At 66.9% G+C, this 26066-nt stretch carries 20 protein-coding genes; 15 read left to right on the forward strand and 5 right to left on the reverse strand.

Annotated features, from left to right (window positions below):
- The first annotated feature begins 18 nt into the window (after positions 1-18).
- From rseP to B5X78_RS03025, 14 genes are all read left to right on the forward strand, one after another.
- A complete protein-coding gene (rseP, locus tag B5X78_RS02960) occupies positions 19-1377 on the forward strand; it encodes an RIP metalloprotease RseP (protein WP_079722976.1) in 1359 nt (452 codons plus the stop codon).
- Positions 1378-1484: 107 nt separating this feature from the next.
- Positions 1485-3962, forward strand: coding sequence for an outer membrane protein assembly factor BamA (gene bamA, locus B5X78_RS02965; RefSeq protein WP_079724403.1), 2478 nt, complete (start codon positions 1485-1487; stop codon positions 3960-3962).
- A 236-nt stretch (positions 3963-4198) separates the two neighbouring features.
- Positions 4199-5215, forward strand: a complete 1017-nt coding sequence (gene lpxD / locus B5X78_RS02970) for a UDP-3-O-(3-hydroxymyristoyl)glucosamine N-acyltransferase (RefSeq protein WP_079722977.1) — start codon at positions 4199-4201, stop codon at positions 5213-5215.
- 2 nt (positions 5216-5217) lie between these two features.
- The gene (gene fabZ / locus B5X78_RS02975) at positions 5218-5682 is read left to right on the forward strand and encodes a 3-hydroxyacyl-ACP dehydratase FabZ (protein ID WP_079722978.1); all 465 of its coding nucleotides are present in this window, start codon (positions 5218-5220) and stop codon (positions 5680-5682) included.
- A complete protein-coding gene (gene lpxA, locus B5X78_RS02980; protein WP_079722979.1) occupies positions 5679-6461 on the forward strand; it encodes an acyl-ACP--UDP-N-acetylglucosamine O-acyltransferase in 783 nt (260 codons plus the stop codon). Before fabZ ends, lpxA begins: the two co-directional genes overlap by 4 nt.
- Complete coding sequence (gene lpxB, locus B5X78_RS02985) at positions 6461-7642, forward strand: lipid-A-disaccharide synthase (protein WP_079722980.1); 1182 nt, start codon at positions 6461-6463, stop codon at positions 7640-7642. The genes lpxA and lpxB overlap by 1 nt, the downstream gene beginning before the upstream one ends.
- A gap of 53 nt (positions 7643-7695) precedes the next feature.
- Complete coding sequence (gene rnhB, locus B5X78_RS02990) at positions 7696-8346, forward strand: ribonuclease HII (protein ID WP_079724404.1); 651 nt, start codon at positions 7696-7698, stop codon at positions 8344-8346.
- Between the two features lie 260 nt (positions 8347-8606).
- On the forward strand, positions 8607-8810 hold the full coding sequence (locus B5X78_RS02995) for a hypothetical protein (protein ID WP_079722981.1): 204 nt from the start codon (positions 8607-8609) through the stop codon (positions 8808-8810).
- Between the two features lie 108 nt (positions 8811-8918).
- Positions 8919-12482, forward strand: coding sequence for a DNA polymerase III subunit alpha (gene dnaE, locus B5X78_RS03000; RefSeq protein ID WP_079722982.1), 3564 nt, complete (start codon positions 8919-8921; stop codon positions 12480-12482).
- A gap of 80 nt (positions 12483-12562) precedes the next feature.
- Positions 12563-13522, forward strand: a complete 960-nt coding sequence (locus tag B5X78_RS03005) for an acetyl-CoA carboxylase carboxyltransferase subunit alpha (RefSeq protein WP_079722983.1) — start codon at positions 12563-12565, stop codon at positions 13520-13522.
- A 142-nt stretch (positions 13523-13664) separates the two neighbouring features.
- A complete protein-coding gene (locus tag B5X78_RS03010; protein ID WP_079722984.1) occupies positions 13665-13850 on the forward strand; it encodes a hypothetical protein in 186 nt (61 codons plus the stop codon).
- Between the two features lie 34 nt (positions 13851-13884).
- The gene (gene tilS, locus B5X78_RS03015) at positions 13885-15186 is read left to right on the forward strand and encodes a tRNA lysidine(34) synthetase TilS (RefSeq protein WP_079722985.1); all 1302 of its coding nucleotides are present in this window, start codon (positions 13885-13887) and stop codon (positions 15184-15186) included.
- 31 nt (positions 15187-15217) lie between these two features.
- A complete protein-coding gene (locus B5X78_RS03020; RefSeq protein WP_079722986.1) occupies positions 15218-15478 on the forward strand; it encodes an exodeoxyribonuclease VII small subunit in 261 nt (86 codons plus the stop codon).
- On the forward strand, positions 15468-16391 hold the full coding sequence (locus B5X78_RS03025) for a polyprenyl synthetase family protein (RefSeq protein ID WP_079722987.1): 924 nt from the start codon (positions 15468-15470) through the stop codon (positions 16389-16391). The genes B5X78_RS03020 and B5X78_RS03025 overlap by 11 nt, the downstream gene beginning before the upstream one ends.
- A gap of 136 nt (positions 16392-16527) precedes the next feature.
- Here B5X78_RS03025 and B5X78_RS03030 read toward each other — a convergent pair whose 3' ends face one another.
- Both B5X78_RS03030 and pmbA read right to left on the reverse strand, forming a co-directional pair.
- Positions 16528-16908: a DUF4870 domain-containing protein gene (locus B5X78_RS03030; RefSeq protein WP_079722988.1), complete on the reverse strand. Its 381-nt coding sequence runs from the start codon at positions 16906-16908 to the stop codon at positions 16528-16530.
- 98 nt (positions 16909-17006) lie between these two features.
- Positions 17007-18368 carry a metalloprotease PmbA gene (pmbA, locus tag B5X78_RS03035; protein WP_079722989.1) on the reverse strand — a complete coding sequence of 454 codons (1362 nt, stop codon included), beginning with the start codon at positions 18366-18368 and terminating at the stop codon, positions 17007-17009.
- Between the two features lie 68 nt (positions 18369-18436).
- Here pmbA and yjgA point away from each other — a divergent pair, with 68 nt between their 5' ends.
- A complete protein-coding gene (gene yjgA / locus B5X78_RS03040; RefSeq protein ID WP_079722990.1) occupies positions 18437-18991 on the forward strand; it encodes a ribosome biogenesis factor YjgA in 555 nt (184 codons plus the stop codon).
- 121 nt (positions 18992-19112) lie between these two features.
- On the opposite strand, the gene tldD is transcribed toward yjgA, so the two are convergent.
- The 3 genes from tldD to rng form a co-directional block, all read right to left on the reverse strand.
- Entirely contained in the window at positions 19113-20558 is a 1446-nt protein-coding gene (gene tldD / locus B5X78_RS03045) for a metalloprotease TldD (protein ID WP_079722991.1), read from the reverse strand.
- Positions 20559-20660: 102 nt separating this feature from the next.
- On the reverse strand, positions 20661-24527 hold the full coding sequence (locus B5X78_RS03050; protein WP_079722992.1) for a YhdP family protein: 3867 nt from the start codon (positions 24525-24527) through the stop codon (positions 20661-20663).
- A 50-nt stretch (positions 24528-24577) separates the two neighbouring features.
- Positions 24578-26065, reverse strand: coding sequence for a ribonuclease G (gene rng, locus B5X78_RS03055; RefSeq protein ID WP_079722993.1), 1488 nt, complete (start codon positions 26063-26065; stop codon positions 24578-24580).
- Position 26066: the final 1 nt, after the last annotated feature.

The following is a 26066-nucleotide window of genomic DNA, read 5'->3' on the forward strand; positions in this document are numbered from 1 at the left end:
TCCGCCTGCGTGCCTCCCATGAGTGAAGCCTTCGGCTCGGTGCTGTGGCTGATCGTGGCCATCGGCATCCTGGTGACCTTCCACGAGTTCGGCCATTTCTGGGTCGCGCGTCGTTGCGGGGTCAAGGTACTGCGCTTCTCGGTCGGCTTCGGCAAGCCGCTGTGGTCGCGCAAGGATCGGCACGGCACCGAGTTCGCGATCGCCGCGATCCCGCTGGGTGGCTACGTCAAGATGCTCGACGAGGCTGAGTACGAAGTGCCGGCGGCGCAGCTGGGCCAGGCCTTCAACCGCAAACCCATCTGGCAGCGCATCGCGATTGTGGCGGCGGGTCCCATCGCCAACCTCATCCTCTGCGTGGCGCTGCTGTGGGTGATGTTCCTGATTGGCAAGCCGGACTACTCGGCGACCCTGGGCCCGACCCAGGGCCTGGCCGCGCAGGCGGGCCTGCGGGACGGCGACCGCCTCGAGCGCATCGACGGCCGCAGCACCGAGACCGCCATGGATGCGCTGCAGGTATTGATGCTGGCTGCGATCGATCACCGCGACGTGGCCATCCAGGCCAGCGACGCCAACGGCCATGAGGTCCAGCGCAAACTGGCGCTGTCGCGCCTGCCGGCGGACTTCGACCAGCAGAATCTGGAAAAGGCCATCGGCCTGGTCTGGCATTTCCAGGTCGCGCCGGCCACCGTCGGTACGGTCACCCCGGATAGCGCCAGTGCAGGTCTGCTGCAGAGCGGGGACCAGATCACCGCCATCGATGGCCAGGCCGTTCGTTACTGGAACGACATCGCGCCGCTGGTGAAGCAATGGGGCGAGCGCGGCGGCGAGGCGATGGTCGAGGTCGACCGTCAGGGCGAGCGCCTGGCCCTGCTGATGCAGCCACGCCAGCAACTGAACCCCGATACCAAGCAGCAAGCGTGGGTCCTCGGCATCACCCCGGCCCCGCGCAAAGCCCCGGAACACGACGCCCTGCGCCGTTACGGCCCGCTGGAAGCGATCCCGGCCGCATTCCGCCAGACCGGCCGCATGGCCAGCGATTCCCTGGCCATGATGCGGCGCATGCTCACCGGCGAGGCCTCGGCCAAGTCCATTTCCGGCGCAATCACCATCGCCCAGGTGGCCAACGCGACCGCCCAGCAAGGGCCGGCGACGTTCATCTTCTTCCTGGCCCTGCTCTCGTTGAGCCTGGCCATTCTCAACCTGCTCCCCATCCCGGTCTTGGACGGGGGACACCTGCTGTATTACCTTATTGAGTTGGTCAAAGGCAGTCCGTTGAGCGAACGCAGCATGGTTGCCGGTCAGTACATCGGCCTGGCCCTGCTGGCCGGTCTGATGGGCCTAGCGTTTTACAACGACATCCTCCGTCTGGTGACTTGATGCTTTTGAACTTTTTTTCGCCGGTCCGCTCAAAGGCCGCCAGCCCCCCGAACGACCCTTTCCGGCAACCACCTGCCTTGCAGGCCCGCTCCCTAACGGATGAGATGATGACGCGACAGCCTTCCCGCCGCCTGCTTGCCCTGGCCCTGGCTTCTGCCCTGGCAGGCCCCGCCTGGGCCCAGACGACGGACCTTCCCGCCTCATCGGCGGTGTTGAGCCCTGACAGCTTCGTCGCCAGCGATATACGCATCGACGGGCTGCAGCGCATTTCCGCCGGCACCGTGCTGACCTACATGCCGATCGAGCGTGGCGACACGGTCACCCAGACCGGCGTGGGCGACGCCATCCGCGCGCTCTACAAGACCGGCTTCTTCCAGGACGTGCGGCTGGATCGCCAGGGTGACATCCTGGTGGTCACCGTGGTCGAGCGTCCGGCGATCAACAAGCTGACCGTCACCGGCAACAAGGACATCAAGACCGAGCAGCTGATGGTGGGCCTGAAGGACATCGGCCTGACCGAAGGCGACACCTTCGACCGCCTCAGCCTGGACCGCGTCACCCAGGAGCTGGTCAAGCAGTACAACAACCGCGGCAAGTACAACGTCGAGATCAACCCGACGGTCAGCCCGCTGGATCGCAACCGTGTCGACGTGACCATCGCGATCAAGGAAGGCAAGGCTGCCAAGATCCGCCACGTCAACCTGATTGGCACCGAGAAGTTCCAGAACGAGGACATCACCAAGTCCTGGGAATCGCGCGAGCACAACTGGATGTCGTGGTATCGCCGCGATGACCAGTACTCCAAGGAAAAGCTGTCCGGCGACATGGAGAAACTCAACTCCTGGTACCTGGACCGCGGCTACGTCGATTTCAACCTGGACTCCACCCAGGTGGCGATCAGCCCCGACAAGCGCGACATGTTCGTCACCGCCAGCATCACCGAGGGCGAGCAGTACAAGGTGTCCGAGGTCAAGGTCACCGGCGACACCGTGCTGCCGCAGGAAAACGTCGAGCGCATGGTCATCGTCAAGCCCGGCCAGATCTTCTCGCGCCGCCTGCTGGAAATGACCTCCGACAGCATCACCGCCACCCTGGGCAACGTCGGCTATGCCTTCGCCCAGGTCAACCCGATCCCGCAGGTGGACCGCGAAAAGCGCACCGTGTCGATCAACTTCCAGGTGGTGCCGGGTCCGCGTGTCAACGTGCGCCGGATCATGTTCAAGGGCAATGCACGCACCTCCGATGAAGTGATGCGTCGTGAAATGCGCCAGTTCGAAGGCGCCTGGTATTCGCAGGCCGCCATCGACCGCTCCAAGATCCGCCTGCAGCGCCTGGGTTACTTCGAAACGGTGGAAGTGGAAACGCCGGCCGTGCCGGGTACCAACGACCTGGTCGACGTGGTCTACACGGTCAAGGAAACCACCTCGGGCAGCTTCGTGTTCGGCCTGGGCTATTCGCAGCTCTCCGGCATGACCACGTCGGTGCAGCTGTCGCAGAACAACTTCCTCGGCAGCGGCAACCGCGTGTCGGTGGAAGCGCAGCGCAGTGACTACCTGCAGCGTTATTCGTTCTCTTTCCTCAATCCGTTCTTCACGGATGAGGGCATGTCGCTGGGCTACAACCTGTGGTGGCGCGAGTACGACTACTCCGACTTCAACGTGGCCTCGTATTCGACCACCAGCGCCGCCGCGCAGACGGTGCTCGGCCTGCCGATCACCGAAAGCGACACGGTCTCGCTGCTGTTCGGCATCGACAGCAACGAAGTGCTGACTTATCCGGGCTCCACCCCGCAGTCGATCATCGATTACATCGACGCCATCGGCCAGCGCACCTTCCACGCCTGGCGCGCCGAGCTGGGTTGGGCGCGCGATACGCGCAATGACTACTTCATGCCCACCGCCGGTACCTACCAGCGCGTGTCGGCGGAACTGACCCTGCCCGGCTCCACGGCCGAGTACTACAAGCTCAACTACGAGTTTTCCAAGTACTGGCCGATTTCCTCGTGGCTGGTGCTCAACACCCGCGCCGACATCGGCTACGGCGACAGCTGGGGCAGCGACAGCGTCCGCTACATCTGCCAGGCCCAGCCCGGCCAGCCGCAGATCCCGGGCCAGCCGCCGATCGAGCCCACCCCGGTCGACGGCAATGTCTGCGGCTCCGGTGCGGTGCTCTCGCGCACGCTGGTCGCCACCGGCCTGCCGTTCTTCGAGAACTTCTATGCCGGCGGCGTGCGCTCGGTCCGTGGCTTCAGCGACAACACCCTGGGCCCGCGCTCGGAACCCAGCTACTACTACTATCGCGGTCAGCCGCTGGGTGGTTCGCTGAAGACGGTCGGTTCGTTCGAGCTGTATTTCCCGCGCCTGTTCGACAGCAACGCCGCGCGCATCTCGGCGTTCCTGGACTTCGGCAACGTGTTTGACGGCTACGACAACTTCGATGCCGGCGAACTGCGTGCCTCGGCCGGTGTCGCGCTGTTGTGGCGCGCGCCGGTGGGTCCGATTTCGATCAGCTACGCGTTCCCGCTCAAGAAAAAGGAAGGCGACGAAATCGAACGCCTGCAGTTCACCTTCGGCGGCGGCTTCTAAGAGGTTCGGATCGACTCAGGTCGATCGCAGGCAAACCGGAACGGCCATGGCGTTGTCTGCGCCATGGCCGTTTTCTTTTGCGCCCTCGGGTAACGCGGCTTTCGCAGCTCGGGCTCCGGCAGAACCTCCATACGGACCTGATCGGGGCCACGACCCTCCGTGTGGAAGGGCCGAAGTCGCCCCCTCGCGCTGCCTTGTGATGCAGGCCCCACGGGCCATGGCGCTACAATTGCGCCATGACAGTCACTTCCTTCACAGCCGCCGACCTGGCCGGGCGCTATGCGCTCGAGTTGCGCGGTGACGGCCAGGTGCGCGTGGAAGGCGTGGGCACCCTGGCCCGGGCCAGCGCCGGCCAGCTGGCCTTCCTAGCCAACTCGCGCTACCGCTCACAATTGGCCGATTCGGCCGCCAGTGTGGTGGTCCTGCGAGCCGAGGATGCCGACGACGCGCAGGGCACCACCCTGGTGGCCAAGGATCCCTATGCGGCGTTCGCCAAGATTGCCGCGCTGTTTGAACACCAGCCGGCGCGCCCGCCCGGCATCCATGCCAGCGCGGTGATCGATCCCAGCGCGCGGATTGCGCCGTCGGCGCATATCGGCCCGTTTGTCAGCATCGGCGCTGACACCGTCATTGGCGATGGCGCCATCATTGGCCCGCATTGCGTGATTGGCGACCACTGCGTGGTGGGTGCCGGTTGCGAACTGGTCGCGCGGGTGACGCTGGTGGTACGCGTGCGGCTCGGCCAGCGCGTGCTGATCCATGCGGGCGCGGTATTGGGTGCGGACGGCTTCGGCCTGGCCATGGACGCCGGCCACTGGATCAAGGTGCCGCAACTGGGCGGCGTGGTGGTCGGCAACGATTGCGAAATCGGCGCCAACACCACCATCGATCGAGGCGCCCTCGACGACACCGTGCTCGAAGACGACGTCCGCCTGGACAACCAGATCCAGATTGGCCACAACGTCCACATCGGCGCCCACACCGCCATGGCCGGCTGCAGCGCCGCCGCGGGCAGCGCGCGCATTGGCCGCTACTGCCTGATTGGCGGCGCCGCCGGCGTGCTCGGCCACCTGGAAATCTGCGACCGCGTGGTGGTGACCGCCATGTCGCTGGTCACCAGTTCCATCCGCGAGCCGGGCGAGTACTCCTCCGGCACGCCGCTCACCGACAACCGCACGTGGCGCAAGAACGCCGCGCGCTTCAAGCAACTCGACGCACTGGCACGCCGTGTGCTGGCCGCGGACAAGGAATGAAAATGACCGAAACAGAAACTGAAGTGAAGCTGCCGATCGACGTCGTCACCATCCAGAAACTGCTGCCGCACCGCTATCCCTTCCTGCTGGTCGATCGCATCGTCGAGCTGGAACCGCACAAGCGCGTGGTCGGCATCAAGAACGTCACCATCAACGAGCCGTTCTTCCAGGGCCACTTCCCCGGCCATCCGGTGATGCCCGGCGTGCTGGTGGTGGAAGCGCTGGCCCAGGCCGGCGGCGTGCTGACCCAGCTCTCGCGCGGGCTGTCCGGCAGCGATCGCCTGTTCTACCTGGTCAAGGTCGACAATGTGCGCTTCTCGCGCATGGTCGTGCCCGGCGACGTGCTGGAACTGCACGTGGACATCAAGCGCGTGATCCGCAACATGACCCTGTACAACTGCGTGGCCAAGGTGGCCGGCAATGAAGTGGCCAGCTGTGAAGTGCTGTGCGCCGAGACCGTGCAATGAATCCGCTCATCCACCCCAGCGCCGTCATCGATCCGGGCGCCCGCCTGGGCGACAACGTCCGCGTCGGTCCGTTCTGCGTGATCGGCGCCGAGGTGGAAATCGGCGAGGGCAGCATCATCGGCCCGCACTGCTCCATCACCGGCCCCACGCGCATCGGCCGCGACAACCATTTCGTCGGCCACGTGGCGGCGGGCGGTGACCCGCAGGACAAGAAGTTCGCCGGTGAGCGCACCGAACTGATCATCGGCGACCGCAATACCATCCGCGAGTTCGTCACCATCAATCGCGGTACCGTCACCGGCACCAGCGTCACCCGCATCGGCAATGACAACCTGCTGCTGGCGTACACCCATGTCGCGCATGACTGCGACATCGGCAACCAGTGCGTGTTCTCCAACAACTCCACGCTGGCCGGCCACGTCACCGTCGGCGACTACGTGATCATGAGCGGCTTTTCCGGCGCCCATCAGTTCTGCCGCATCGGCGCGCACGCCTTCATCGGCATGGGCGCGCTGGTCAATGGCGACGTGCCGCCCTACACCATGGTCGGCACCGAAGCCCACGGCCGGCCGCGCGGCATCAACAGCGAAGGCCTGAAGCGGCGCGGTTTCGACAGCGAGCGCATCACCGCGATCAAGCGCGCCTACCGCACCCTGTACGTGGCCGGCCTGCCGCTGGCCGAGGCCAAGCTGCAGTTGGCCGAACAGGCCAGGACCAGCGACGATGTGCGCGCACTGCTCGATTTCATCGAGGGTGGCGAACGGCCGCTGCTGCGCTGATGACCCGCGACGCCGTGCCCGCCCCGACCCGGCTGCGCATTGCCCTGGTGGCCGGCGAGGCGTCCGGCGATGGCCTGGGCGCCGGGCTGATCACGGCGCTGCGCGAGCGGTTTCCGCACGCGGAGTTTGCCGGCATCGGAGGTGACGGCATGCGCGCCGCCGGCTGCCAGACCTGGTTCGATGCCAGCGAACTGGCGGTGATGGGCCTGGCCGAAGTCCTGCGCCACCTGCCGCGCCTGCTGCGGCTGCGCCGCGATTTCCGCCAGCGTGTGCTGGCCTGGCAACCGGACGTGTTTGTCGGCATCGACGCGCCGGATTTCAATCTGGGCGTGGAGCGCTGGTTCAAGCAGCGCGGCATACGCACGGTGCACTACGTCAGCCCCTCGGTCTGGGCCTGGCGCGAAAAGCGCGCCGAGAAGATCGGCCACAGCGCGGATCGCGTGCTCTGCCTGTTCCCGATGGAACCGGCGATTTATGCGCGCCACGGCGTCGACGCGCGTTTCGTCGGTCATCCGATGGCCGACGACATGCCACTGCACCCGAATCGCCTGGCCGCTCGCACCGCGCTGGGCCTGGATCACGTGGCGCCGGTGCTGGCGGTGCTGCCTGGCAGTCGCCTGGGCGAGATCCAGCGCCTGGCCCCCGATTTCCTGCGCGCCGCGCGGCTGGTGAGCGAACAGATCCCGGGCCTGCAGGTGCTGGTGCCGGCCGCCAACGCCGCCTGCCGGCAGGCCTTGCAGCAGTGGTTGCAGCAGCCGGGCCTGGACGTGCCGGGCCTGCACCTGCTCGATGGTCAGGCGCGTACTGCGCTCTACGCAGCCGACAGCGTGCTGCTGGCTTCGGGCACCGCCACGCTGGAGGCGATGCTGGCCAAGCAACCGATGGTGGTGGGCTACAAGGTGGCGCCGCTGACCTATCGCATCGTCAAGGCGCTGGGCCTGCTCAAGGTGGATCGCTACGCGCTGCCCAACGTGCTGGCCGGCGAGGATCTGGCGCCAGAACTGATGCAGGACCAGTGCACGGCCGACAACCTGGCGCGCGCACTGCTGCACTGGTTCCGTTCGCCGGAAGACGTGGCCGCGCTGATGCCCAAATACCAGCATCTGCATGAGCAATTGCGCCAGGATGCGTCCGCGCGCGCGGCCGACGCGGTGGCCGAATTGATTGCCCCCGCGCAATGAATCCCGCGCGGCGCGCCTTGCCCGCCGCGCCGCTGCCTTACAATCGCCCCGTCATGCCGCCGTCCGACTCCCTGTTCCCCGCCCCCGTGTTCCGCCTCGTTGCGGGCGTGGATGAGGCCGGGCGGGGTCCGCTGGCCGGGCCGGTCACGGTGGCGGCGGTGATCCTGGATCCCAAGCGGCGAATCAACGGCCTCAACGACTCCAAGCAACTGAGCGAAGCCGATCGCGAGAAGCTGTATCCGCGGATCATCGAGCGCGCCATCGCCTGGCGGATTGAGTTCGTGGACCGCGAGGAAATCGATCGACTCAACATCTTCCACGCCACCATGGAAGGCATGCGTCGCGCGGTGGCGGCGCTCACGCCGGCTGCCGAGCTGGCGCGCATCGACGGCAATCGCATTCCAGCGCGCATGTCCTGCGCCGCCGAGGCGCTGGTCGGTGGTGATCGCCTGGATCGCGCCATCATGGCTGCCTCCATCCTGGCCAAGGTGGCGCGCGATCGCGCGATGGTGGAGATGCACGCGCATTTTCCCGAGTACGGCTTTGCGCGACACAAGGGTTACTCCACGCCGGAGCATTTGTCCGCGCTGATGCAACACGGTCCCTGCGAACATCACCGCCGCAGTTTTGCCCCCGTGCGCGTGGCGCTGGGGCTGCAGGGCGGCAGCGACGTCGAACACGACGAAGCAAGCTCGCTCGTCTGAACTAAACGCAAGGCAAACACGCCGCGCACGCGCTGACAGTCGGTCACGTGCGGCCCGCTTTGTTGCGATCGTTGCAGCGCTGCATCTCCTTTCATCCGATGAACAGGTTCCCCTGTCCTTGGTCATGGCGACTTCCGCCATTCGCGGTGATCGCGTGCAACCGTGCAAGCTGCACATGCATCCAAGGCAATGGAGGTTTGCATTCCTGCATGGATGCTCCCGCCACGCCCACCGGCCCCCGACGGTCTGCGAGAAACGACATGAACCTGCCCCTGCACAACACAGCCACCTACCGCGATGAAGCGGCAGGTCCCGACCTGCCCCCTGCCCCGGCGCCCAAGCCCGACCCGGCTGCCATCGAGCAGCACCTGGACGCCAACGAACTGGCCCTGCGCGAACACCAGCGCCACGTGCGTGACGCCAGTTACGCCCCGCCGCCTGTCGACTTCTTCCGCGTGCATTGATCGCGCCCGAGGCCTGGCCTGCCTGGCTCTGCCGGGTGGGCCAGACTGTCAAGCCTTGCCCCATCCGGACCCCGCCGGTAACCTGCTCCGACAGTCTTCCGAGCCGGCATGTCCTCGCGCTTCGTTCATCTCCACCTGCACACCGAGTTCTCGTTGGCGGATTCCATCATCCGCGTGCCCGAGAAACCGGATCAGGCCGACCCGAAAAAGGCCAAGCAGGCCAATCTGCTGAGTCGCGCGGTCGAGCTGCGGATGCCGGCGCTGGCGGTCACTGACCGCAACAACCTGTTTGCCCTGGTCAAGTTCTACAAGGCCGCCGAAGGCGTGGGCGTCAAACCCATCGCCGGCGCCGATGTGCTGGTCGCCGAAGGCGGCGAAGCGCCCTGGCCGGTCACCCTGTTGTGCCGCGATCGCGACGGCTATCTGTCGTTGTCGCGCCTGCTCACGCGCGCCTGGATGGAGGGCCACCGCACCGACGGCGTGGCCATTGATCCGCAGTGGTTGCGCCAAGGCCACCACGGTCTGTTCGCCTTGATGGGGCGGCAGAGCCTGGCCGGCCGTCTGGCGCAGACTGGTCGTCATGATCTGGCCGAACAGCATCTGGCCGACTGGCAGCGCAGCTTTGGCCAGGACCTGCACCTGGAACTGACCCGCACCCAGCGCGATGGCGAAGAAGCGTTCAATGCTTTCGCCCTGCACGCGGCCAGTGCGCGCGGCCTGCCGGTGATCGCCAGCAATGACGTGCGCTTCCTGGCGCCGGACGACTTCGACGCGCACGAGGCACGCGTATGCATCGCCTCCGGGCGCGTGCTCGACGATCCCAAGCGTCCGCGCGAGTACAGCGCCGAGCAATACCTCAAGTCGGCCGATCAGATGGCCGAGTTGTTCGCCGACGTGCCCGATGCGATCGACAATACCCTCGCACTGGCGCAGCGCTGCAACATCGAATTGAAGCTGGGCGAGTACGCGTTGCCGGCCTATCCGGTGCCGGCCGACGAAACGCTGGACAGCTGGATCCGCAGCCAGGCCCATGCCGGCCTGGAACAGCGCCTGGAGAAGCTGCCGCTCGCGCCCAACCATACGCGCCAGGACTACATCAGCCGCCTGGATTTCGAGCTGGACACCATCATCAAGATGGGCTTCCCCGGCTACTTCCTGATCGTGGCCGACTTCATCCAGTGGGGAAAGAACCACGGCATTCCGATCGGTCCGGGCCGTGGTTCCGGCGCCGGCTCGCTGGTCGCCTGGGCGTTGCAGATCACCGATCTGGATCCGCTGCCGTACGGCCTGCTGTTCGAGCGCTTCCTCAACCCCGAACGCGTGTCGATGCCCGACTTCGACATCGACTTCTGCATGGATCGCCGCGATGAAGTCATCGAATACGTGGCGCGCAAGTACGGCCGTGATCGGGTCAGCCAGATCATCACCTACGGCACCATGGCGGCCAAGGCGGTGGTGCGCGACTCCGGCCGCGTGCTGGGCTTTCCCTACGGCCTGGTCGACAGCGTCGCCAAGCTGATTCCCAACATCCTGGGCGTGAGCCTCAAGGACGCGATGGGCGAAGGCAACAGCGAGATGGCCTCGCAGGAACTGATTGAACGCTACAACAGCGAAGACGACGTACGCGATCTGATCGATCTGGCGCGCCAGCTCGAAGACCTGACCCGCAATGCCGGCAAGCATGCCGGCGGCGTGGTCATCTCGCCCTCGCCGCTGTCGGACTTCTGCCCGCTGTACGCCGAACATGACGAAGGCGGCCGCGGCAAATCGCCGGTCACCCAGTTCGACAAGGACGACGTGGAAGCGATCGGCCTGGTCAAGTTCGACTTCCTCGGCCTGCGCACGCTGACCATCATCGACTGGGCGGTCAAGGCCATCAACGTGCGCCATGCGCGCGCGGGCGTGCCGCCGGTGGATATCGCCACGCTGCCGCTGGACGACGCCAAGACCTACAAGACCATCTTCGCTTCGGGCAATACAGGCGCGGTGTTCCAGTTCGAATCCTCGGGCATGCGCCGGCTGTTGAAGGACGCCAAGCCTGACCGCTTCGAAGATCTGATCGCGCTGGTTTCGCTGTACCGCCCCGGCCCGATGGATCTGATTCCTTCCTTCGTCGACCGCAAGCACGGCCGCGAGGAAGTGGAGTACCCGGATCCCCGCGTCGAACGCATCCTGAAAGACACCTACGGCATCATGGTGTACCAGGAGCAGGTCATGCAGATGGCGCAGATCGTCGGCGGCTACTCGCTGGGCGGCGCGGATCTGTTGCGCCGTGCGATGGGCAAGAAGGTGCCGGCGGAAATGGCCAAGCACCGCGAGATTTTCCGCGAGGGTGCGGGCAAGGACGGGGTCAGCGAAGCCAAGGCCGACTCCATCTTCGACCTGATGGAAAAGTTCGCCGGCTACGGCTTCAACAAGTCGCACGCCGCCGCCTACGCGCTGGTCAGCTACCAGACGGCGTGGCTCAAGTGCCACTATCCGGCCGAGTTCATGGCCGCGGTGATGTCCTCGGACATGGACAACACCGAAAAGGTCGTGGGTTTCCTGGATGAAGCGCGCGGCCTGGGCCTGACCGTGCTGCCGCCGGAAATCAACCATTCGGCCTACATGTTCGAGGCTACTGATCCGCGCACGATCCGCTACGGTCTCGGCGCGATCAAGGGCGTCGGCCAGGGCCTGTGCGAAGGCATCGTCGCCGAGCGCCTGCAGGGCGGCGAATACGCCAACCTGCTCGACTTCTGCAAGCGCGTCGATTCGACCAAGCTCAACCGGCGCGCGCTGGAAGCGATGGTCAATGCCGGCGCGCTGGATGCGCTGGGCCGCAATCGCGCCTCGCTGATGCTGCAGTTGCCGGAAGTGATGAAGGCGACCGACCAGCTGGCCAAGGAACGCGCCGCCGGACAGAACTCGCTGTTCGGCGGGGGTGCGGCCGCGCCGGCGCTGGAAGTGGTGCTGCCGGAGGTGGACGAGTGGCCGCTGTCGCAGGTCCTCACCGGCGAGCGCGAAACCCTGGGCCATTACCTCAGCGGCCACCCGATGGATCCCTATCGCGAGGATCTGCGTTCGGTGGTGGGCAGCGATCTCGGCGACCTGGACAAGATCTGGAGCCAGCAGCCGGCCGGCGAAAAGAAGGGCTGGCGCCCGGAAGTCAGCGCGGTGGTGGCCGGCCAGGTGGTGGGCGTGCGCCGCAAAGGCGACAGCCAGATGTTCGTGCAACTGGAAGACGGCCGCGGTCGCATCGAGTGCAGCGTGTTCTCCGATGCCGCCGCCGAGATTGGCCCGCTGCTGACCCGCGATCGCATCCTGATCGTCAAGGGCGGCCTGCGCGAAGACGAATTCAATGGCGGCTACAGCCTGCGCATCCGCCAGTGCTGGGACTATGCGCAGCTGTGCGCGCAGCAGGCGCAGCGGCTGTCGCTGCGCATCGACCTGCGCGAGCGCGGCGCCTGGTCGCGCGTGGACGCCCTGCTGCAGCGCCATCGCCCGGGCGGTACGCCGCTGCGGCTGGACCTGGTGCTGCCCTCTGGCGAGCGCGCCACGGCCGGCATGCTCGACCTCAACGGCGCCATGTCGGTCCGGGTGGATGCCGAGCTGCTGGACACATTGCGCGCCACGCCGGGCGTGCGCGCGGTCAAGCTGGCCCTGGGTCGCCCCTGGGCCACGGGCGGCTAAGCACCAGCCTGGTGCCATCCCTCTCGGTATGGAACGGCCGACCGGGGTAAACTCCCCGCTTTCCGGCCCACGGCCCGCTGATGAACCCGAACTACCTGGATTTCGAACAACCCATCGCCGACCTGGAATCCAAGATCCAGGAGCTGCGCAATGCCAGCACCGGTCCGGCGGTGAACGTGGACGCCGAAGTCCATGCGCTGCAGGACAAGCTGCGCATCCGCACCGCCCAGATCTTCCGCGACCTCAGCCCCTGGCAGGTCTCGCAGCTGGCGCGCCACCCGGCCCGCCCGTACACGCTGGACTACATCCGGGTGTTCTGCGACGAATTCCAGGAACTGGCCGGCGACCGTGCCTTTGCCGACGACAAGGCGATTGTCGGCGGCCTGGGCCGCATCGATGGCCGCGCCGTGGTGATCATCGGTCACCAGAAGGGCCGCGACACCAAGAGCAAGATTGCCCGCAACTTCGGCATGCCCCGCCCCGAGGGCTATCGCAAGGCGCTGCGCCTGATGAAGCTGGCCGAGCGCTTCAAGCTGCCGCTGCTCACCTTCATCGACACCCCCGGCGCCTATCCCGGCGTGGGCGCGGAAGAACGCGGCCAGTCCGAGGCCATCGCCCGCAACCTGCTGGAAATGGCCGAGTTGAAGATTCCGATCATCTGCACGGTGATCGGCGAAGGCGGTTCCGGCGGCGCGCTGGCGGTGGGCGTGGGTGATCGCACGATCATGCTGGAGTACAGCACCTACTCGGTGATCTCGCCGGAGGGCTGCGCTTCGATCCTGTGGAAGTCGGCCGACAAGGCCAAGGACGCCGCCGAACAACTGGGCTTGACCGCCAAGCGCCTGCATTCGCTGGGCCTGGTCGACAAGGTCATCCGCGAACCGATTGGCGGCGCGCACCGCAACCCGCGGCAGATGGCCACGCGCCTGAAGGCCGTGCTGCTCAACGAGCTGGATGCGCTGGAACAGCTGCCGGTCGACGAGCTGCTGGAGCGTCGCTACGAGCGCCTGCGCGGCTACGGCGCGTACGAAGCCGCCTGAGTCGCAAACAGCACATCCCGGTCAGCACGAACCCGATTCCTGCTGACCGCAGCTGCCCCTGCGACCGCAGGTCGCGTACCTCCATGGCGGCACGGGACTACGATGCACTTGCCGGCCACTGCCGGCATGCCGGGGAAGGCTCATGGATCTCATGCACCCGTGGTGGTGGTTGCCGCTGCTGCTGTTTGTCGTGCCGCTGATCGTGGCGCTGATCTACAACCGCCTGCGCTGGCACAAGCGCGGGGTCAACCAGAACTGGGTACTGGCCTTGTTCGTCAGCGTCTGCTGGATCTCGGGCTTCATCGTCATCCTCAACGCCGTGCGCTGAGCAGCGGGGGCGCGCAGGCCCTAGACTGCTCGCCATGCTGACCCTGCCGCCCCTGCCCGATGCCGGCGCCGGACCGCTGCTGGTGGCCTACAGCGGTGGCCTGGATTCGAGCGCGTTGTTACATGCCCTGGCGCACGATCCGCGCTGGCGCGCGCGCGGCCTGTCCGCCGTGCATGTGCATCACGGCTTGCAGATGGCGGCGGACGAATGGACGGCGCATTGCCAGCGCCAGTGCGGCGACTGGGATGTGCCGCTGCAGGTCCTCCAGGTGCAGGTGGCCCGCGACAGCGGCATGGGCGTGGAAGCGGCTGCACGCCAGGCCCGTTACGCCGCGCTGGCTACGCAGCTGCCCACCGATGGCGTACTGATCACCGCGCACCACCAGGACGATCAGGCCGAAACCTTCCTGCTGCGCGCCCTGCGCGCCTCCGGCAGCGAGGGACTGGCGGCGATGTCGCCCTGGCGTCGCTTCCAGGGCGGTTGGCATTGGCGCCCCCTGCTCGCCACCCCGCGCCCGGAGTTGCTGGCGTATGCCCGCGCGCATGGTCTGCAGTGGATCGAAGACGCGAGCAACGCGGACACCGATCTGGATCGCAATTTCCTGCGTCATCGGGTCATGCCCTTGCTGCGCGAACGCTGGCCGCAGGCCGACACCGCCTTTGCACGCAGTGCCGCGCTGTCTGCGGAAAGCACGCGCCTGCTGGCGCAGGAAGACGCGCTTGCGCTCGCGCTGGTCGGCACACTGGATCCGCAGGCGCTGTCGGTGCCGGCGCTGCTGGACCTGCCACGGGAGCGCCGCGCCCGCGTGTTGCGCGCCTGGTTGGCGTCGCTGGATCTGCCGGCATTGCCCGCGCAGGGCGTCCGGCATGTCGAGGCCGACCTGCTGATCGGCGCATCCGATGGCGAAGCCGAGTTCCGCTGGCAGGGAACCGTGTTGCGCCGCTGGCGCGACCTGTTGCATGTCGAACGGGAGGCCGCGGCCTTGCCCGGTGACTGGCAGGTGAGCTGGGACAGCCACGAGATCGCCACGCTGCCGACGGGCGATGAATTGGCGCTGGTCTCGACCGAACCTTGGCGCCACCCCATCCGCATCACCGCGCGCCAGGGCGGCGAGCGCCTGCGCCTGCCCGGCCGTGGGCATACGCACGCACTGAAGAAGCTGCTGCAGGAATTCGCCATCCCGCCCTGGGAACGTCGCCGCTTGCCGCTGCTCTGGGATGCCGATGGCGAGTTGCTGGCGGCCGGCGATCTGCTGCTGTCGGCGCGGCTGGACAACTGGCTGCGCGAGCACGCCGCCGAACTGCGCTGGCGCCGGCCCCGACAGGAATCCGTTTGACCTGGCCGGCACGGCTCCGCACACTTTCCCCATGGCCAAGAAATCCACAACCGAAGCCACTCCGGTGGCGAACTTCGAACAGTCGCTGGACGAGCTGGAAAAGCTGGTCGATCGCATGGAACACGGCGACCTGAGCCTGGAAGAATCGCTGGCCGCCTACGAGCGCGGCGTGGGCCTGTATCGCCAGTGCCAGAGCGCGCTGGAACAGGCCGAGCTGCGCGTGCGCCTGCTCAGTGATCCCGCCCAGCCCGACAGTGCCGAACCGTTTGCCCCATTGAACGATGGCCACTGAGTCGCCGGCGCAGGTGTCGGCCGACTCGCCCACCCACGCGCAGGCCCCGGTGTTTGCCGCATGGGTCGGCCGGGTCGAAGCCATGCTGGAGCGCAGCCTGCCCGGCGCCGGGCAGGCGCCGCAACGCCTGCATGCCGCCATGCGCCATGCGGTGCTCGGCGGCGGCAAGCGCATCCGCCCCTTGCTGGTCTATGCCGGTGGCGCCGTGCTGGGCGTGGAAGCCGAAGAACTGGATGCACCGGCGGCGGCGGTCGAACTGATCCATGCCTACTCGCTGGTCCACGATGATCTGCCGGCGATGGACGATGACGATCTGCGTCGTGGTCGCCCCACCGTGCATGTGGCCTTTGACGAGGCCACGGCCATCCTGGCCGGCGATGCCCTGCAGACGCGCGCCTTCGAGGTGCTGGCGCAGGATGGGGCGAGCGCCCAGGTGCGGCTGGCCTGGGTGCAGACGCTGGCGCACGCGTCGGGCGTGGCCGGCATGTGCGGCGGCCAGGCGCTGGACATCGACGCCACCGGCCGCGAACAAAGCCTGGACGAGCTGGCGCGCATGCATGCCTGGAAGACCGGCGCGCTGATTCGCGCCTCGGTGCGCCTGGGTGCCCTGGCCGGCGGCGCCGAAGGCGCCACGCTGGAACGCCTGGACCGGTTTGCCGCCGCGCTGGGCCTGGCCTTCCAGATTCGCGACGACATCCTGGACGTGGAAGCCAGCTCGGAACAGTTGGGCAAGACCGCCGGCAAGGACGTGGCGCAGGCCAAGTCGACGTATCCGGCCTTGCTGGGCATGGAAGGGGCCAAGGCCCGCCTGGCCGAACAACGTCAGGTGATGGCGCAGGCGCTGTCGCCGTTCGGCGCCGATGCCGATGCGTTGCGCGCGCTGGGGGAGTTGGCGGTGTTGCGATCGCATTGAGCGTGCGCGGGATGGCGCGGAGTCGGAGACAGAAAAAAGGGCCCGCTTTGCGGGCCCTTTTTTTCGGGCTTGCTTTCAACAGACGTATGTCTGGTCAAGGCCCTCCTACGACAGCGGGCTCCGGGGAGCCCGCTTTTTATTTGATCAGGCGCAGCGCGAACGGGTAGCGGTAGGCTTCGCCGCTGTTGGCCTTGACTGCGCCAACAATGCTGAAAATGATGCAGGCCAGCCAGGCCAGCAGGTTGATCAGCGCGCCAATCAGGATGACCGACAGGATGATGCCGATGATGTACACAATCACCAGCGTGATCTGGAAGTTCAGCGCTTCCTTGGACTGATCCACCACGAACGAGTTCGGGTTCTTGTCCTTGTTGATCAGCCAGATGACCAGCGGACCAATGAAGCTGGTGAGGATGCCAAGCAGATGCGCAACCAAGGCCATGGTGCGATCTTCCTGGGTCGATCCGCCCGTGGTCGGCGGCGGCGGCGGGGTGGTGGCGTTCTCGAACTCGCTCATGCTTGGGGTTCCATTCCTGCGTGGTTGACGGTGAGGGGTGCGGGTACGTCTGACGGCACACTTTCAGTGCCGCACCAGACAACTGTCAATACTGAACGTCATTCGGCGCCGGCAACGGTCATCCGGCCAATCAGGATCGAGCCGCAGGCCACGTGCGAGCGGGGGTCGATGTCGCTGCCCACCGCCTCGATGGCGCTGAACATCTGCCGCAGGTTGCCGGCGACCGTAATCCCGTCTACCGGATAGGCCACTGCGCCATCCTCGATCCAGAAACCCGCCGCACCGCGCGAGTAGTCGCCGGTGACCGCATTGACTCCCTGCCCCATCAACTCGGTGATCAGCAGGCCACGCCCCATGCTCGCCAGCAACTCCCGGAATCCACCCGCGTTGGAGGATACCTGCAGGTTGTGCACGCCGCCGGCATTGCCGGTGCTCTGCAGGCCCAGCTTGCGTGCCGAGTAACTGCCCAACAAGTAACGCTGCAGCACGCCCTGGCTCACCAGCGGCGACTCACGCGTGGCCACGCCTTCTGCATCGAAGGCCGCCGATCGCCAGCCGCGCTGCAGGAACGGCTGCTCCTCGATGGAGAACCAGTCCGGGAACAGCGGCTGGCCCACCGAATCCAGCAGGAAGCTCGCCTTGCGATACAACGCCGAGCCGGACACCGCGCCCAACAGGTGACCGATCAGCGAGCGCGCCATCTCGGCGCTGTACATCACCGGGTACTCGCCGGTGGGCAGGCTGCGCGGTTGCAGGCGCGCCACCGTGCGCTCGGCGGCTTCACGGCCGACCGCATCCGGCGCCTGCAGCGCATTGGCCATCAGGGCGGTGGTGTACCAGCCGTCGCGCTGCATGCCATCGCCACGACCGGCGATCAACGCGCACCCCAGCGTGTGCTGGGTGCTGCGCTCGCGGCCGATGAAACCATGCGAATTGGCATACACCGACAGGCTTTCCGCGCTGCCGACCGAGGCGCCGTCGGAATTCTCGATGCGCGCGTCGGCATCGCGGCCCGCGGTTTCGCACGCCAGCGCCAGATCCACGAACGCATCGGCATCCAGCGTCCACGGATGCCATTGATCAAATTCGCGCGTGTCGGTGGCCATGCGATCGGCATCGGCCAGGCCGGCGGCTTCGTCGTCCTCGGTGTAGCGGGCGATGGCGCAGGCCTGCTCGACCGTGGATTCCAGGCTCTCCTCGCGCAGGTCCGCGGTGCTGGCGCTGCCCTTGCGCTGGCCGAAGTACACCGTCACGCCGATGCCGCGATCACGGTTGGATTCAACGGTCTCGACTTCACCCATGCGCACATTGACGTTCAGGCCGCGCTCCTCGCTGCAGCTGACCTCGGCCGAGCTGGCGCCACGCGCGCGGGCCAGTTCCAGCAGGCGCTGCGAAATGCCGGCCAGGTTTTCCAGGCGGACCAGGCTGTCATCGGCCGTGGACGTGGAGATGCTGTTCAATGGCTTATCCTTGTGCTGTGCGGGAAGCGCGGATCATCCGGCTTCCAAAATGAACGACGAGAACGAAGATGCGCGGACGCGATCCCGAAACCGGTGAATTTTATAGCCCCAGCCGCAGCCAGCAGCGCGAAGACGCGCTGGAAGTGCGCAGCCTGGCCGAACAACTGGTGGCGCTGAGCGCGGCCAAGCTGGCCAAGTTGCCGATCCCGGAAGACCTGATGCCGCACATCGTGGAAACCCAGCGGATCACCTCGCACATCGCGCACAAGCGCCAGCTGCAGTTCCTGGCCAAGCAGATGCGGCGCGAAAGCGACGAAACGCTGGAAGCGATCCGCGACGCGATGTCCGCGGGTGGCGATGCCGCCCGCCGCGAAACCGCCCTGCTCCACCGTGCCGAGCACTGGCGTGATCGCCTGCTCGATGAAGGTGATACGGCGCTGACCGCGCTGCTGGAAGAATATCCGCAGGCGGACCGGCAGAAGCTGCGCCAGCTGGTGCGCAACGCCGCTGACGAGAAAGCGAAGAACAAACCGCCGCATGCATATCGCGAAATCTTCCGCGAGCTGCGCGAACTGTTGGTTGATCCGGCCGAGGCCGGGGATGATCAGGACGACGAGGCCTGAGCCGCTTCGTCGGCACTGAAGTGCCTCCCACAACAGCCTCGCCTCCCACACTTGCATCCGCTGTAGGAGGGACTTCAGTCCCGACATCCGGTGGGTCGCAGACATAGGGACAGCCGGCGCGTCACGCCGCCTTGGTACCACCCACCGTCAGCCCTTCAATCAACAGCGACGGCTGGCCCACGCCCACCGGCACGCTCTGGCCATCCTTGCCACACACGCCCACGCCGGCGTCCAGCGCCAGGTCGTGGCCGATCATCTTGACCTTCTGCATGGTCTCCGGTCCGTTGCCGATCAACGTGGCGCCCTTGACCGGCGCGGTGATGCGGCCGTCTTCGATCAGATACGCCTCGGTGGCCGAGAACACGTATTTGCCGCTGGTGATGTCGACCTGGCCACCGCCGAAATTGACCGCGTACAGGCCCTTCTTGACCGAGCGGATCATTTCTTCGGGATCATGCTGGCCGGCCAGCATGTAGGTATTGGTCATGCGCGGCATCGGCAGGTGCGCGAACGACTCGCGGCGACCATTGCCGGTGGGGGCCATGCCCATCAGGCGCGCGTTGAGCGTGTCCTGCATGTAGCCCACCAGCACGCCGTCTTCGATCAAGGTGGTGCAGTGGGTCGGCGTGCCTTCGTCATCGATGTTGAGTGAGCCGCGACGGCCCGGCAGCGTGCCGTCATCGACGATGGTCACGCCCGGGGAAGCGACACGCTCGCCCATGCGACCGGCGTAAACGCTGGTGCCCTTGCGGTTGAAGTCGCCTTCAAGGCCGTGGCCCACCGCTTCGTGCAGCAAAACGCCCGGCCAGCCACTGCCCAGCACCACCGGCATCACCCCGGCCGGCGCATCGATGGCGTCCAGGTTGACCAGCGCCTGGCGCAGCGCTTCGCGCGCCAGGTCTTCGGGTTTGCCGCCGGCAAACAGTTCGGCGTAGTCGTAGCGGCCGCCCATGCCGGCATAACCGGATTCGCGGCGACCGCCCTGTTCGACAATCACCTGCACATTCAAGCGCACCAGCGGGCGCACGTCGCTGGCCAGCACGCCGTCACTGCGCGCCACCAGCACGGTGTCCAGGCCACCGGTGAGGCTGACCGTCACCTGTTGCACGCGCGGGTCGGCCGCACGCACATAGCGATCCAGCGCGCGCAGTGCTTCGACCTTGGCGGTGTTGTCCATCGCATCGATCGGATCCGCCGAGGCATACAGCGCGCGGCCGCTGCTGCGGTTGAGCGCGAGCGGCTTGTGCGCGGCGCCGTCGCGGGCGATGGCGCGCGCCGAACGCGCGGCTTCCATCAGCGCCTGCGCGTGGATGTCATCGGAATAGGCAAAGCCGGTCTTCTCGCCGGCAATCGCCCGCACGCCCACGCCCTGTTCGATGGAATGCGCACCGTCCTTGACGATGCCGTCCTCCACCGTCCAGCTCTCGCGGCGGGTGTGCTGGAAATACAGGTCGCCAAAGTCGATGCCGGGGCCGAGCAAGGTACCGAAGGTGCGGTCCAGGCTGTGCGGATCGAGGCCGGCCGGCAGGAGGAGGCGGTGTTCGGCAAGCGAGAGAGAGGTCGTCATGGGCTACAAACTGGGGTCTGGAGGGGGACAAAGCAAGCCGGAGCGGGCGCAACGGCGTTGCCACGGGCATGACGCACACGAGGCGCGCCGACAGGCGTGGGCTCAGGGCAATCCGGCCTGGTGGCGGGACGCAGGCGTGGCCAGGCGGGACTGCTCGCGGCTGAGCACTTCCACTTTGGGATCCTTCCAGGGGCCGGTCACCCGGTAGGTCTTGGCGCCCATCGCGCTGAGCGGCTTCTTGAGCACCGCATTGGCCACCGCGCCGACGGCGGCGCCAATCGGGCCACCGGCCACCGCGCCGACCGCGGTCAGCACATTGGCCGATTTCGGCAGCACGTCCACGGTCTGGTCGAACTGCTGCGCGCGCAGGTCGGTGTCGCCGCGGATGCGGATTTCCGCGGCGGGTCCGTCGATCACCAGGTTGTCGGTATGCGCCAGGCCATTGCCCAGCCGCATCGAACCTTCCATCTGGTTGAAGGCGAAGCCCTTGGAGAAGAAGTCGCTGAAATCCAGCATCAACCGCCGCCGCAGTTCGGCCACGCTGAGCAGGCCCAGCACGCGACCCGCGCCAGGCTCGACTTCGAGCAGATGGCCATCGCGGGCGTCCACGCTGGCCTGGCCTTCCAGTGCACTCAGCGAGAACGCCGCCGGGCTGCCCGCCCAACCGGCATTGGCCTGCAGGTGACCGTGGCCGCCGCGCATCCGTCCGGCATAGCCCACGTTGTCCATCAGCTTGCCGAAGTCCTGGCTCTCCACCCGCAGGTCCAACTGGGTGCGCGCACGCGCGCCCTGCCCCAGCCAGGTGCCGGCGATATCGATGGTCTGCTCCGGCGAACGCAGCTGCAATTGTTCAATCTGCATGCCGGTCGGCAGGTTGCGCGTGCGCAGCCGCGCACTGCCCAGGCTGGCCTCGCCAAAGCGCAGATCATCCACGTCCAGTTGCAGCGGCGGGATGTCGGCGGGATTGATGGCGTCGGCATCGGCGCGTGCATCGGCCACCGCGCCGGCACGCGCCGCGCCAGCCGGCGCCAGCGGCGGCGTGGCAGGTTTCGCGCTGTTTGCTGCCGCTGTCGCACTGCGCCAGTGCAGGCGCGACAGGCGTCCGGCAATCGCCGCACCCCGCGCGTCCGGCACCAGCAGGCCACCGGCCAGACTCTGGCCTTCCAGGGTAATGGCCAGGGCGTTGGACGCGGGCGCGAGTTGCACGCGGGTGGCCGGGAACACACCGCCCAGCAGCAACAGACGATCCGCGCTGACATCGACATGCCGCAGCGGCAACTTGCTGTCGCCACTGCCGCCGCGTGCCAGCGCAATCCAGTCCATCGCGTCCAGGCTGCGCGCGCGGCCGGTGGCGATCAGCCCGGACGCTGGCGGCGCTTCGGTCACGCTGTCACTGCCCAGCACCACGCGCACGCCGGTGACATCGCCGCTGGCGCGCGCGCGCAGGGCCAGGCGCTGGCCGAAAGCCACTTCAATCTGACCACCGCCCAATGGCAGCGCGGTCTTGACCGTGGTCGGCAAGGCGGCGAAGGCCGGCTTGTCCAGCGGCGCGGGCAAGGTGAGCGTGGTGCCGACCAGCTGCGAGCGTAGTTGCAGCTGGGTCACGCTGTTGCCGGTCGCGCCGCGCGGAATGGTCACGCCGATGTTCCAGTCGGATCGCCCGTCGATGTAGGGCTTGAGCCAGGCCATCTCCGGCGCGCGATCCAGCAATTCCTTTGCATCCAGGCGTGCACTCAGTTCGGCCTCGAAGGCTTGCGCACGATCGCGCGTACCGCCACCGGCACGCAGCGACAGCGTGCCCGGCTGGGTCTGGTGGATCACCTTCAGGCCATCGGCGACAAAGCCCTCGCCGTTGTAGCGCACGGCGCCGCCGACATCGGAGAACGCCAGGTTCCAGCGCTTGTCAGCGAGCTTGGTCGCGGTCAGTTCAATCTCGCCATCGAGTTCGCGCGGGGTCGGCGAATCGCGCTTCAATGGCTGCAACAGATGGAAACGTGCGCGGGTGGCGCCGCTGGCCTGCAGGTTGTCCAGGGTCTCGCCGTAGCTCTTGTGCAACGGACTTTGCCGCAGCATCGCCAGCAGCTTGCCGGCATCGGTCTGGCTGCGCGCATCCACCCGCAGGTTGGAATCACCGAAGTCGGCAATGCCGGCTTCGAAATGCTCGATGGGCACGCCCGCCAACGCGCCGCGTCCGCGCAGTTCGAAGCCGTTGGCGATGAACGCCACGTGGGCGTCGACGTGATCCATGGCCGGCCATTCGGGCTGGAACTTGATCTGGCCATCGACAATGTCGGCCACCGCTTCGAAGCGACCGTCGTGCTGCTCGAACGGCCAGTCATCCAGATCGCCGGACACGATGGCGCGGCCATTGCGTACAAACCCGGACACCAGCGCCGTGTTCAACCAGTCCACTGCGGCCTTGGGCATGCTCTGGTGAATCCAGAAGCCCTTGGCAACCGGTACCGGTGCTTCATCGAGTTCGGCCGCCAGGTTGATCCACGGCCGCGTGCCGTCGTTCTGGAACCACATGCCGCCGCGCACGTGCGCGCCGTAATCCTTGCCGCGTACGCGCAGTGCGGTGGTGCCCACGCGCCAGCCCGCGCCTTCGCGCCAACCGACAATCTGCCCGTCCAGAGTCACGTCGTGGACCACGCCGAAGCCACTCGGCCAGTCGAAGCGCAGCTTGGAAGCCGCATCCAGCTGCAGGCGCACGCCTTCGCTGTCGCCCAGAAAACGACCGGCCAGGCCGCTCATGCCCGGGGCATGGCCCACCGCGGCAAAACCGACTTCCAGTACACGACCCTGGCCGCTCATGCCGCCATTCTGGCTGCCGACCACTTCCAGTTCCGCCAGGCGCGCCTGCGGACGCGCCTTCGCCAACCAACTGCGCATGCCCGGCTGCAGGCGATCACTCAAGCCGAGCACGGCAAACAACGGCGCGGCATCGACTTGTCGGGCCAACATGCCGTAGCGGCGACCGCCGGCAATCATCAGGCCGTCCAGGCTCTGCTGTTTCGTGCCATGGCCCACGCGCAGTTGCGGCGCGTCGAAGCGCCAGCCATCGCGCACCAGCCGCCAACGCACGCGACCATCGACCTGTCCGAACGCGACCTTGGGCACGGCGCCGCCGTCGAGCAAGGGCGCGCCGCGCAGGGTCAGCGCCCGCAGCTGCGCTTCGGTGGTCATCATCACCACGCGGTGCCGATGCAGCGATGCCCAACTCTGCAGGCGCCCATTGCCGCCTTCCAGCACGACGCCAGCATAGCGAAGCAATGGCGACCAGGCCGAGAAATCCGCGGCTTCCACGTTGGCGTAGGCGTGGCCATCGCCATGCTTGCGGTCGAAGTCCACGCTCAATTGCAGCGGCGCCGCATCACGGCGCATGCGCGCGCGTGCGCCGGCACGCACGCGATCGCCATCCACGCGCAAGCGCAGATCCACATCGGGGACGTTGAATTGCAGGCCCAGCGACGGCGCTTCCAGCGCCACCCGGCCATCGATGATCTGCAACTCGCCCAAGCCTTCCAGGCTGGCCAGCGGATCCCCGCCGGTCTGCTGGCCCGGCAGGCCGCGCACCGACCACACGCCATCGTCGGCGCGCTGCAAGGTCAGCGACAGGCCACGCAGGCGCAGCTCGGTGAAGGAATGCCCCGGCAGCAGCCCACCGTACATCGACACCAGCACCTCGGCCTGGCCAATCCGCACGCCCTCGCCTTCGCCGATGCGCAGGCCATCCAGCTGCAGCAGCGGTCCGCGCCGCGTCCACTGGGTTTCAACGGCGTCGAAGGCGATCGGACGACCCGCACGTTCACTCAACCAGGCCGCCACCTTGTCCGGGTGGCGCTCCACCAGCGGCAAGACCTGGCTGGCGATGCCCAGCACCACGGCCATGCACACCAGCACGATCGCGATGCCGTAAACGGCACCCCGGCGGGCCAGACGCAGGCGGCGGCGGAGAGGAGTGGGCATGAATCAGTCGGCCGTGGATCGGTGGCGGAAAAGGGGGAATGCCTCGCGCTTCAAAGCAGTACCACGTCGAACTGTTCCTGCAGGTACTGCTCGTCGGCCTGGAAGCGGATCGACTTGCCGAGGAACTCTTCCAGTTCGGCCACCGCCTGCGATTCCTCGTCGGTGATGCGGGTCACCACCTTGGGCGAAGCGATCACCAGCAGCCGCGCTGCCTCGAACTGGCGCACGGCGCGGGTGATCTCGCGGAAGATTTCGTAGGTGACGGTTTCGGCGGTCTTGATGCTGCCGCGGCCGCTGCACTCCGGGCAGGGTTCGGACAGCTGGCGTTCCAGGCTTTCCACCGTGCGCTTGCGGGTCATTTCGACCAGGCCCAGCGGCGAGAATTCGTAGACCGTGGTCTTGGCGTGATCGCGCGCCAGCGATTTTTCCAGGGTGCGCAGCACCTGGCGGCGATGCTCGGGATCATCCATGTCGATGAAGTCGATGATGATGATCCCGCCCAGGTTGCGCAGGCGCAGCTGCCGCGCCACCGCTTGCGCCGCTTCCAGGTTGGTGCGGTAGACGGTTTCTTCCAGGTTGCGCTGGCCCAGGAACGATCCGGTGTTGACGTCGATCGTGGTCATCGCCTCGGTCTGGTCGATGACCAGATAGCCGCCGGACTTGAGCGGCACTTCCTTGTCCAGCGCGCGGCCGATTTCGTCTTCCACGCCGTACAAATCAAAAATGGGACGCTCACCGGCGTAGTGCTCGATGCGCTCGGCCAGCACCGGCATGTACTTGGCGGCGAAGGCCTGCAGGCGCTCGCTGGTCTCGCGCGAATCCACCCGCACCTTTTCCACGTCGCGGCGCATCAGGTCGCGCACCGCGCGCAGCGGCAGGGTCAGGTCTTCGTAGATGCAGGCGCCTACCGGCGATTCCTTGCTGCGCTGTTCCACCAGCGTCCACACCCGTGCCAGATAGGCGATGTCTTCAGCCAGGGCCTCGGCCGGCTGGCCTTCGGCGTTGGTGCGGATGATGTAGCCGTGGCCGCCGTGGCTGGCGGCCAGATCGGTGACCAGCGACTTCAGGCGCTGGCGTTCGGCTTCGTCCTCGATGCGTGCGGACACGCCGACCACGCGCGACTGCGGCAGCAACACCAGGTAGCGCGACGGAATGCTGATCTGGGTGGTCAGCCGGGCGCCCTTGCTGCCAATCGGATCCTTGACCACCTGCACCACCACGTCCTGTCCGTCGCGCAGCAGATCCATGATCGGCACCGACGGTGCGGGCGGCAGTGGCGCTTCGTCGCCCTCGCCGTTGGCGACAGTGGCCGGGCGGACGATGTCATTGGCGTGCAGGAAGGCGGCACGATCCAGGCCCACTTCCACGAACGCGGCCTGCATGCCGGGCATCACCCGCTGCACTTTGCCCTTGTAAAGATTGCCGACCACGCCGCGACGCCAGCCGCGCTCGATGTGCAGTTCCTGCAGCATGCCGTTTTCGATCACCGCCACGCGGGTTTCGCGCGGGGTGACGTTGACGAGGATTTCTTCGGACATG

Source organism: Pseudoxanthomonas indica, from assembly GCF_900167565.1.
Taxonomy (GTDB): domain Bacteria; phylum Pseudomonadota; class Gammaproteobacteria; order Xanthomonadales; family Xanthomonadaceae; genus Pseudoxanthomonas_A; species Pseudoxanthomonas_A indica.

Bases quoted from the DNA above. Each gene is read 5' to 3' on its own strand.
- rseP (WP_079722976.1), top strand. From the start codon at position 19: ATGAGTGAAGCCTTCGGCTCGGTGCTGTGGCTGATCGTGGCCATCGGC.
- bamA (WP_079724403.1), top strand. From the start codon at position 1,485: ATGACGCGACAGCCTTCCCGCCGCCTGCTTGCCCTGGCCCTGGCTTCT.
- lpxD (WP_079722977.1), top strand. From the start codon at position 4,199: ATGACAGTCACTTCCTTCACAGCCGCCGACCTGGCCGGGCGCTATGCG.
- fabZ (WP_079722978.1), top strand. From the start codon at position 5,218: ATGACCGAAACAGAAACTGAAGTGAAGCTGCCGATCGACGTCGTCACC.
- lpxA (WP_079722979.1), top strand. From the start codon at position 5,679: ATGAATCCGCTCATCCACCCCAGCGCCGTCATCGATCCGGGCGCCCGC.
- lpxB (WP_079722980.1), top strand. From the start codon at position 6,461: ATGACCCGCGACGCCGTGCCCGCCCCGACCCGGCTGCGCATTGCCCTG.
- rnhB (WP_079724404.1), top strand. From the start codon at position 7,696: ATGCCGCCGTCCGACTCCCTGTTCCCCGCCCCCGTGTTCCGCCTCGTT.
- B5X78_RS02995 (WP_079722981.1), top strand. From the start codon at position 8,607: ATGAACCTGCCCCTGCACAACACAGCCACCTACCGCGATGAAGCGGCA.
- dnaE (WP_079722982.1), top strand. From the start codon at position 8,919: ATGTCCTCGCGCTTCGTTCATCTCCACCTGCACACCGAGTTCTCGTTG.
- B5X78_RS03005 (WP_079722983.1), top strand. From the start codon at position 12,563: ATGAACCCGAACTACCTGGATTTCGAACAACCCATCGCCGACCTGGAA.
- B5X78_RS03010 (WP_079722984.1), top strand. From the start codon at position 13,665: ATGGATCTCATGCACCCGTGGTGGTGGTTGCCGCTGCTGCTGTTTGTC.
- tilS (WP_079722985.1), top strand. From the start codon at position 13,885: ATGCTGACCCTGCCGCCCCTGCCCGATGCCGGCGCCGGACCGCTGCTG.
- B5X78_RS03020 (WP_079722986.1), top strand. From the start codon at position 15,218: ATGGCCAAGAAATCCACAACCGAAGCCACTCCGGTGGCGAACTTCGAA.
- B5X78_RS03025 (WP_079722987.1), top strand. From the start codon at position 15,468: ATGGCCACTGAGTCGCCGGCGCAGGTGTCGGCCGACTCGCCCACCCAC.
- B5X78_RS03030 (WP_079722988.1), bottom strand. From the start codon at position 16,908: ATGAGCGAGTTCGAGAACGCCACCACCCCGCCGCCGCCGCCGACCACG.
- yjgA (WP_079722990.1), top strand. From the start codon at position 18,437: ATGCGCGGACGCGATCCCGAAACCGGTGAATTTTATAGCCCCAGCCGC.
- tldD (WP_079722991.1), bottom strand. From the start codon at position 20,558: ATGACGACCTCTCTCTCGCTTGCCGAACACCGCCTCCTCCTGCCGGCC.
- B5X78_RS03050 (WP_079722992.1), bottom strand. From the start codon at position 24,527: ATGCCCACTCCTCTCCGCCGCCGCCTGCGTCTGGCCCGCCGGGGTGCC.
- rng (WP_079722993.1), bottom strand. From the start codon at position 26,065: ATGTCCGAAGAAATCCTCGTCAACGTCACCCCGCGCGAAACCCGCGTG.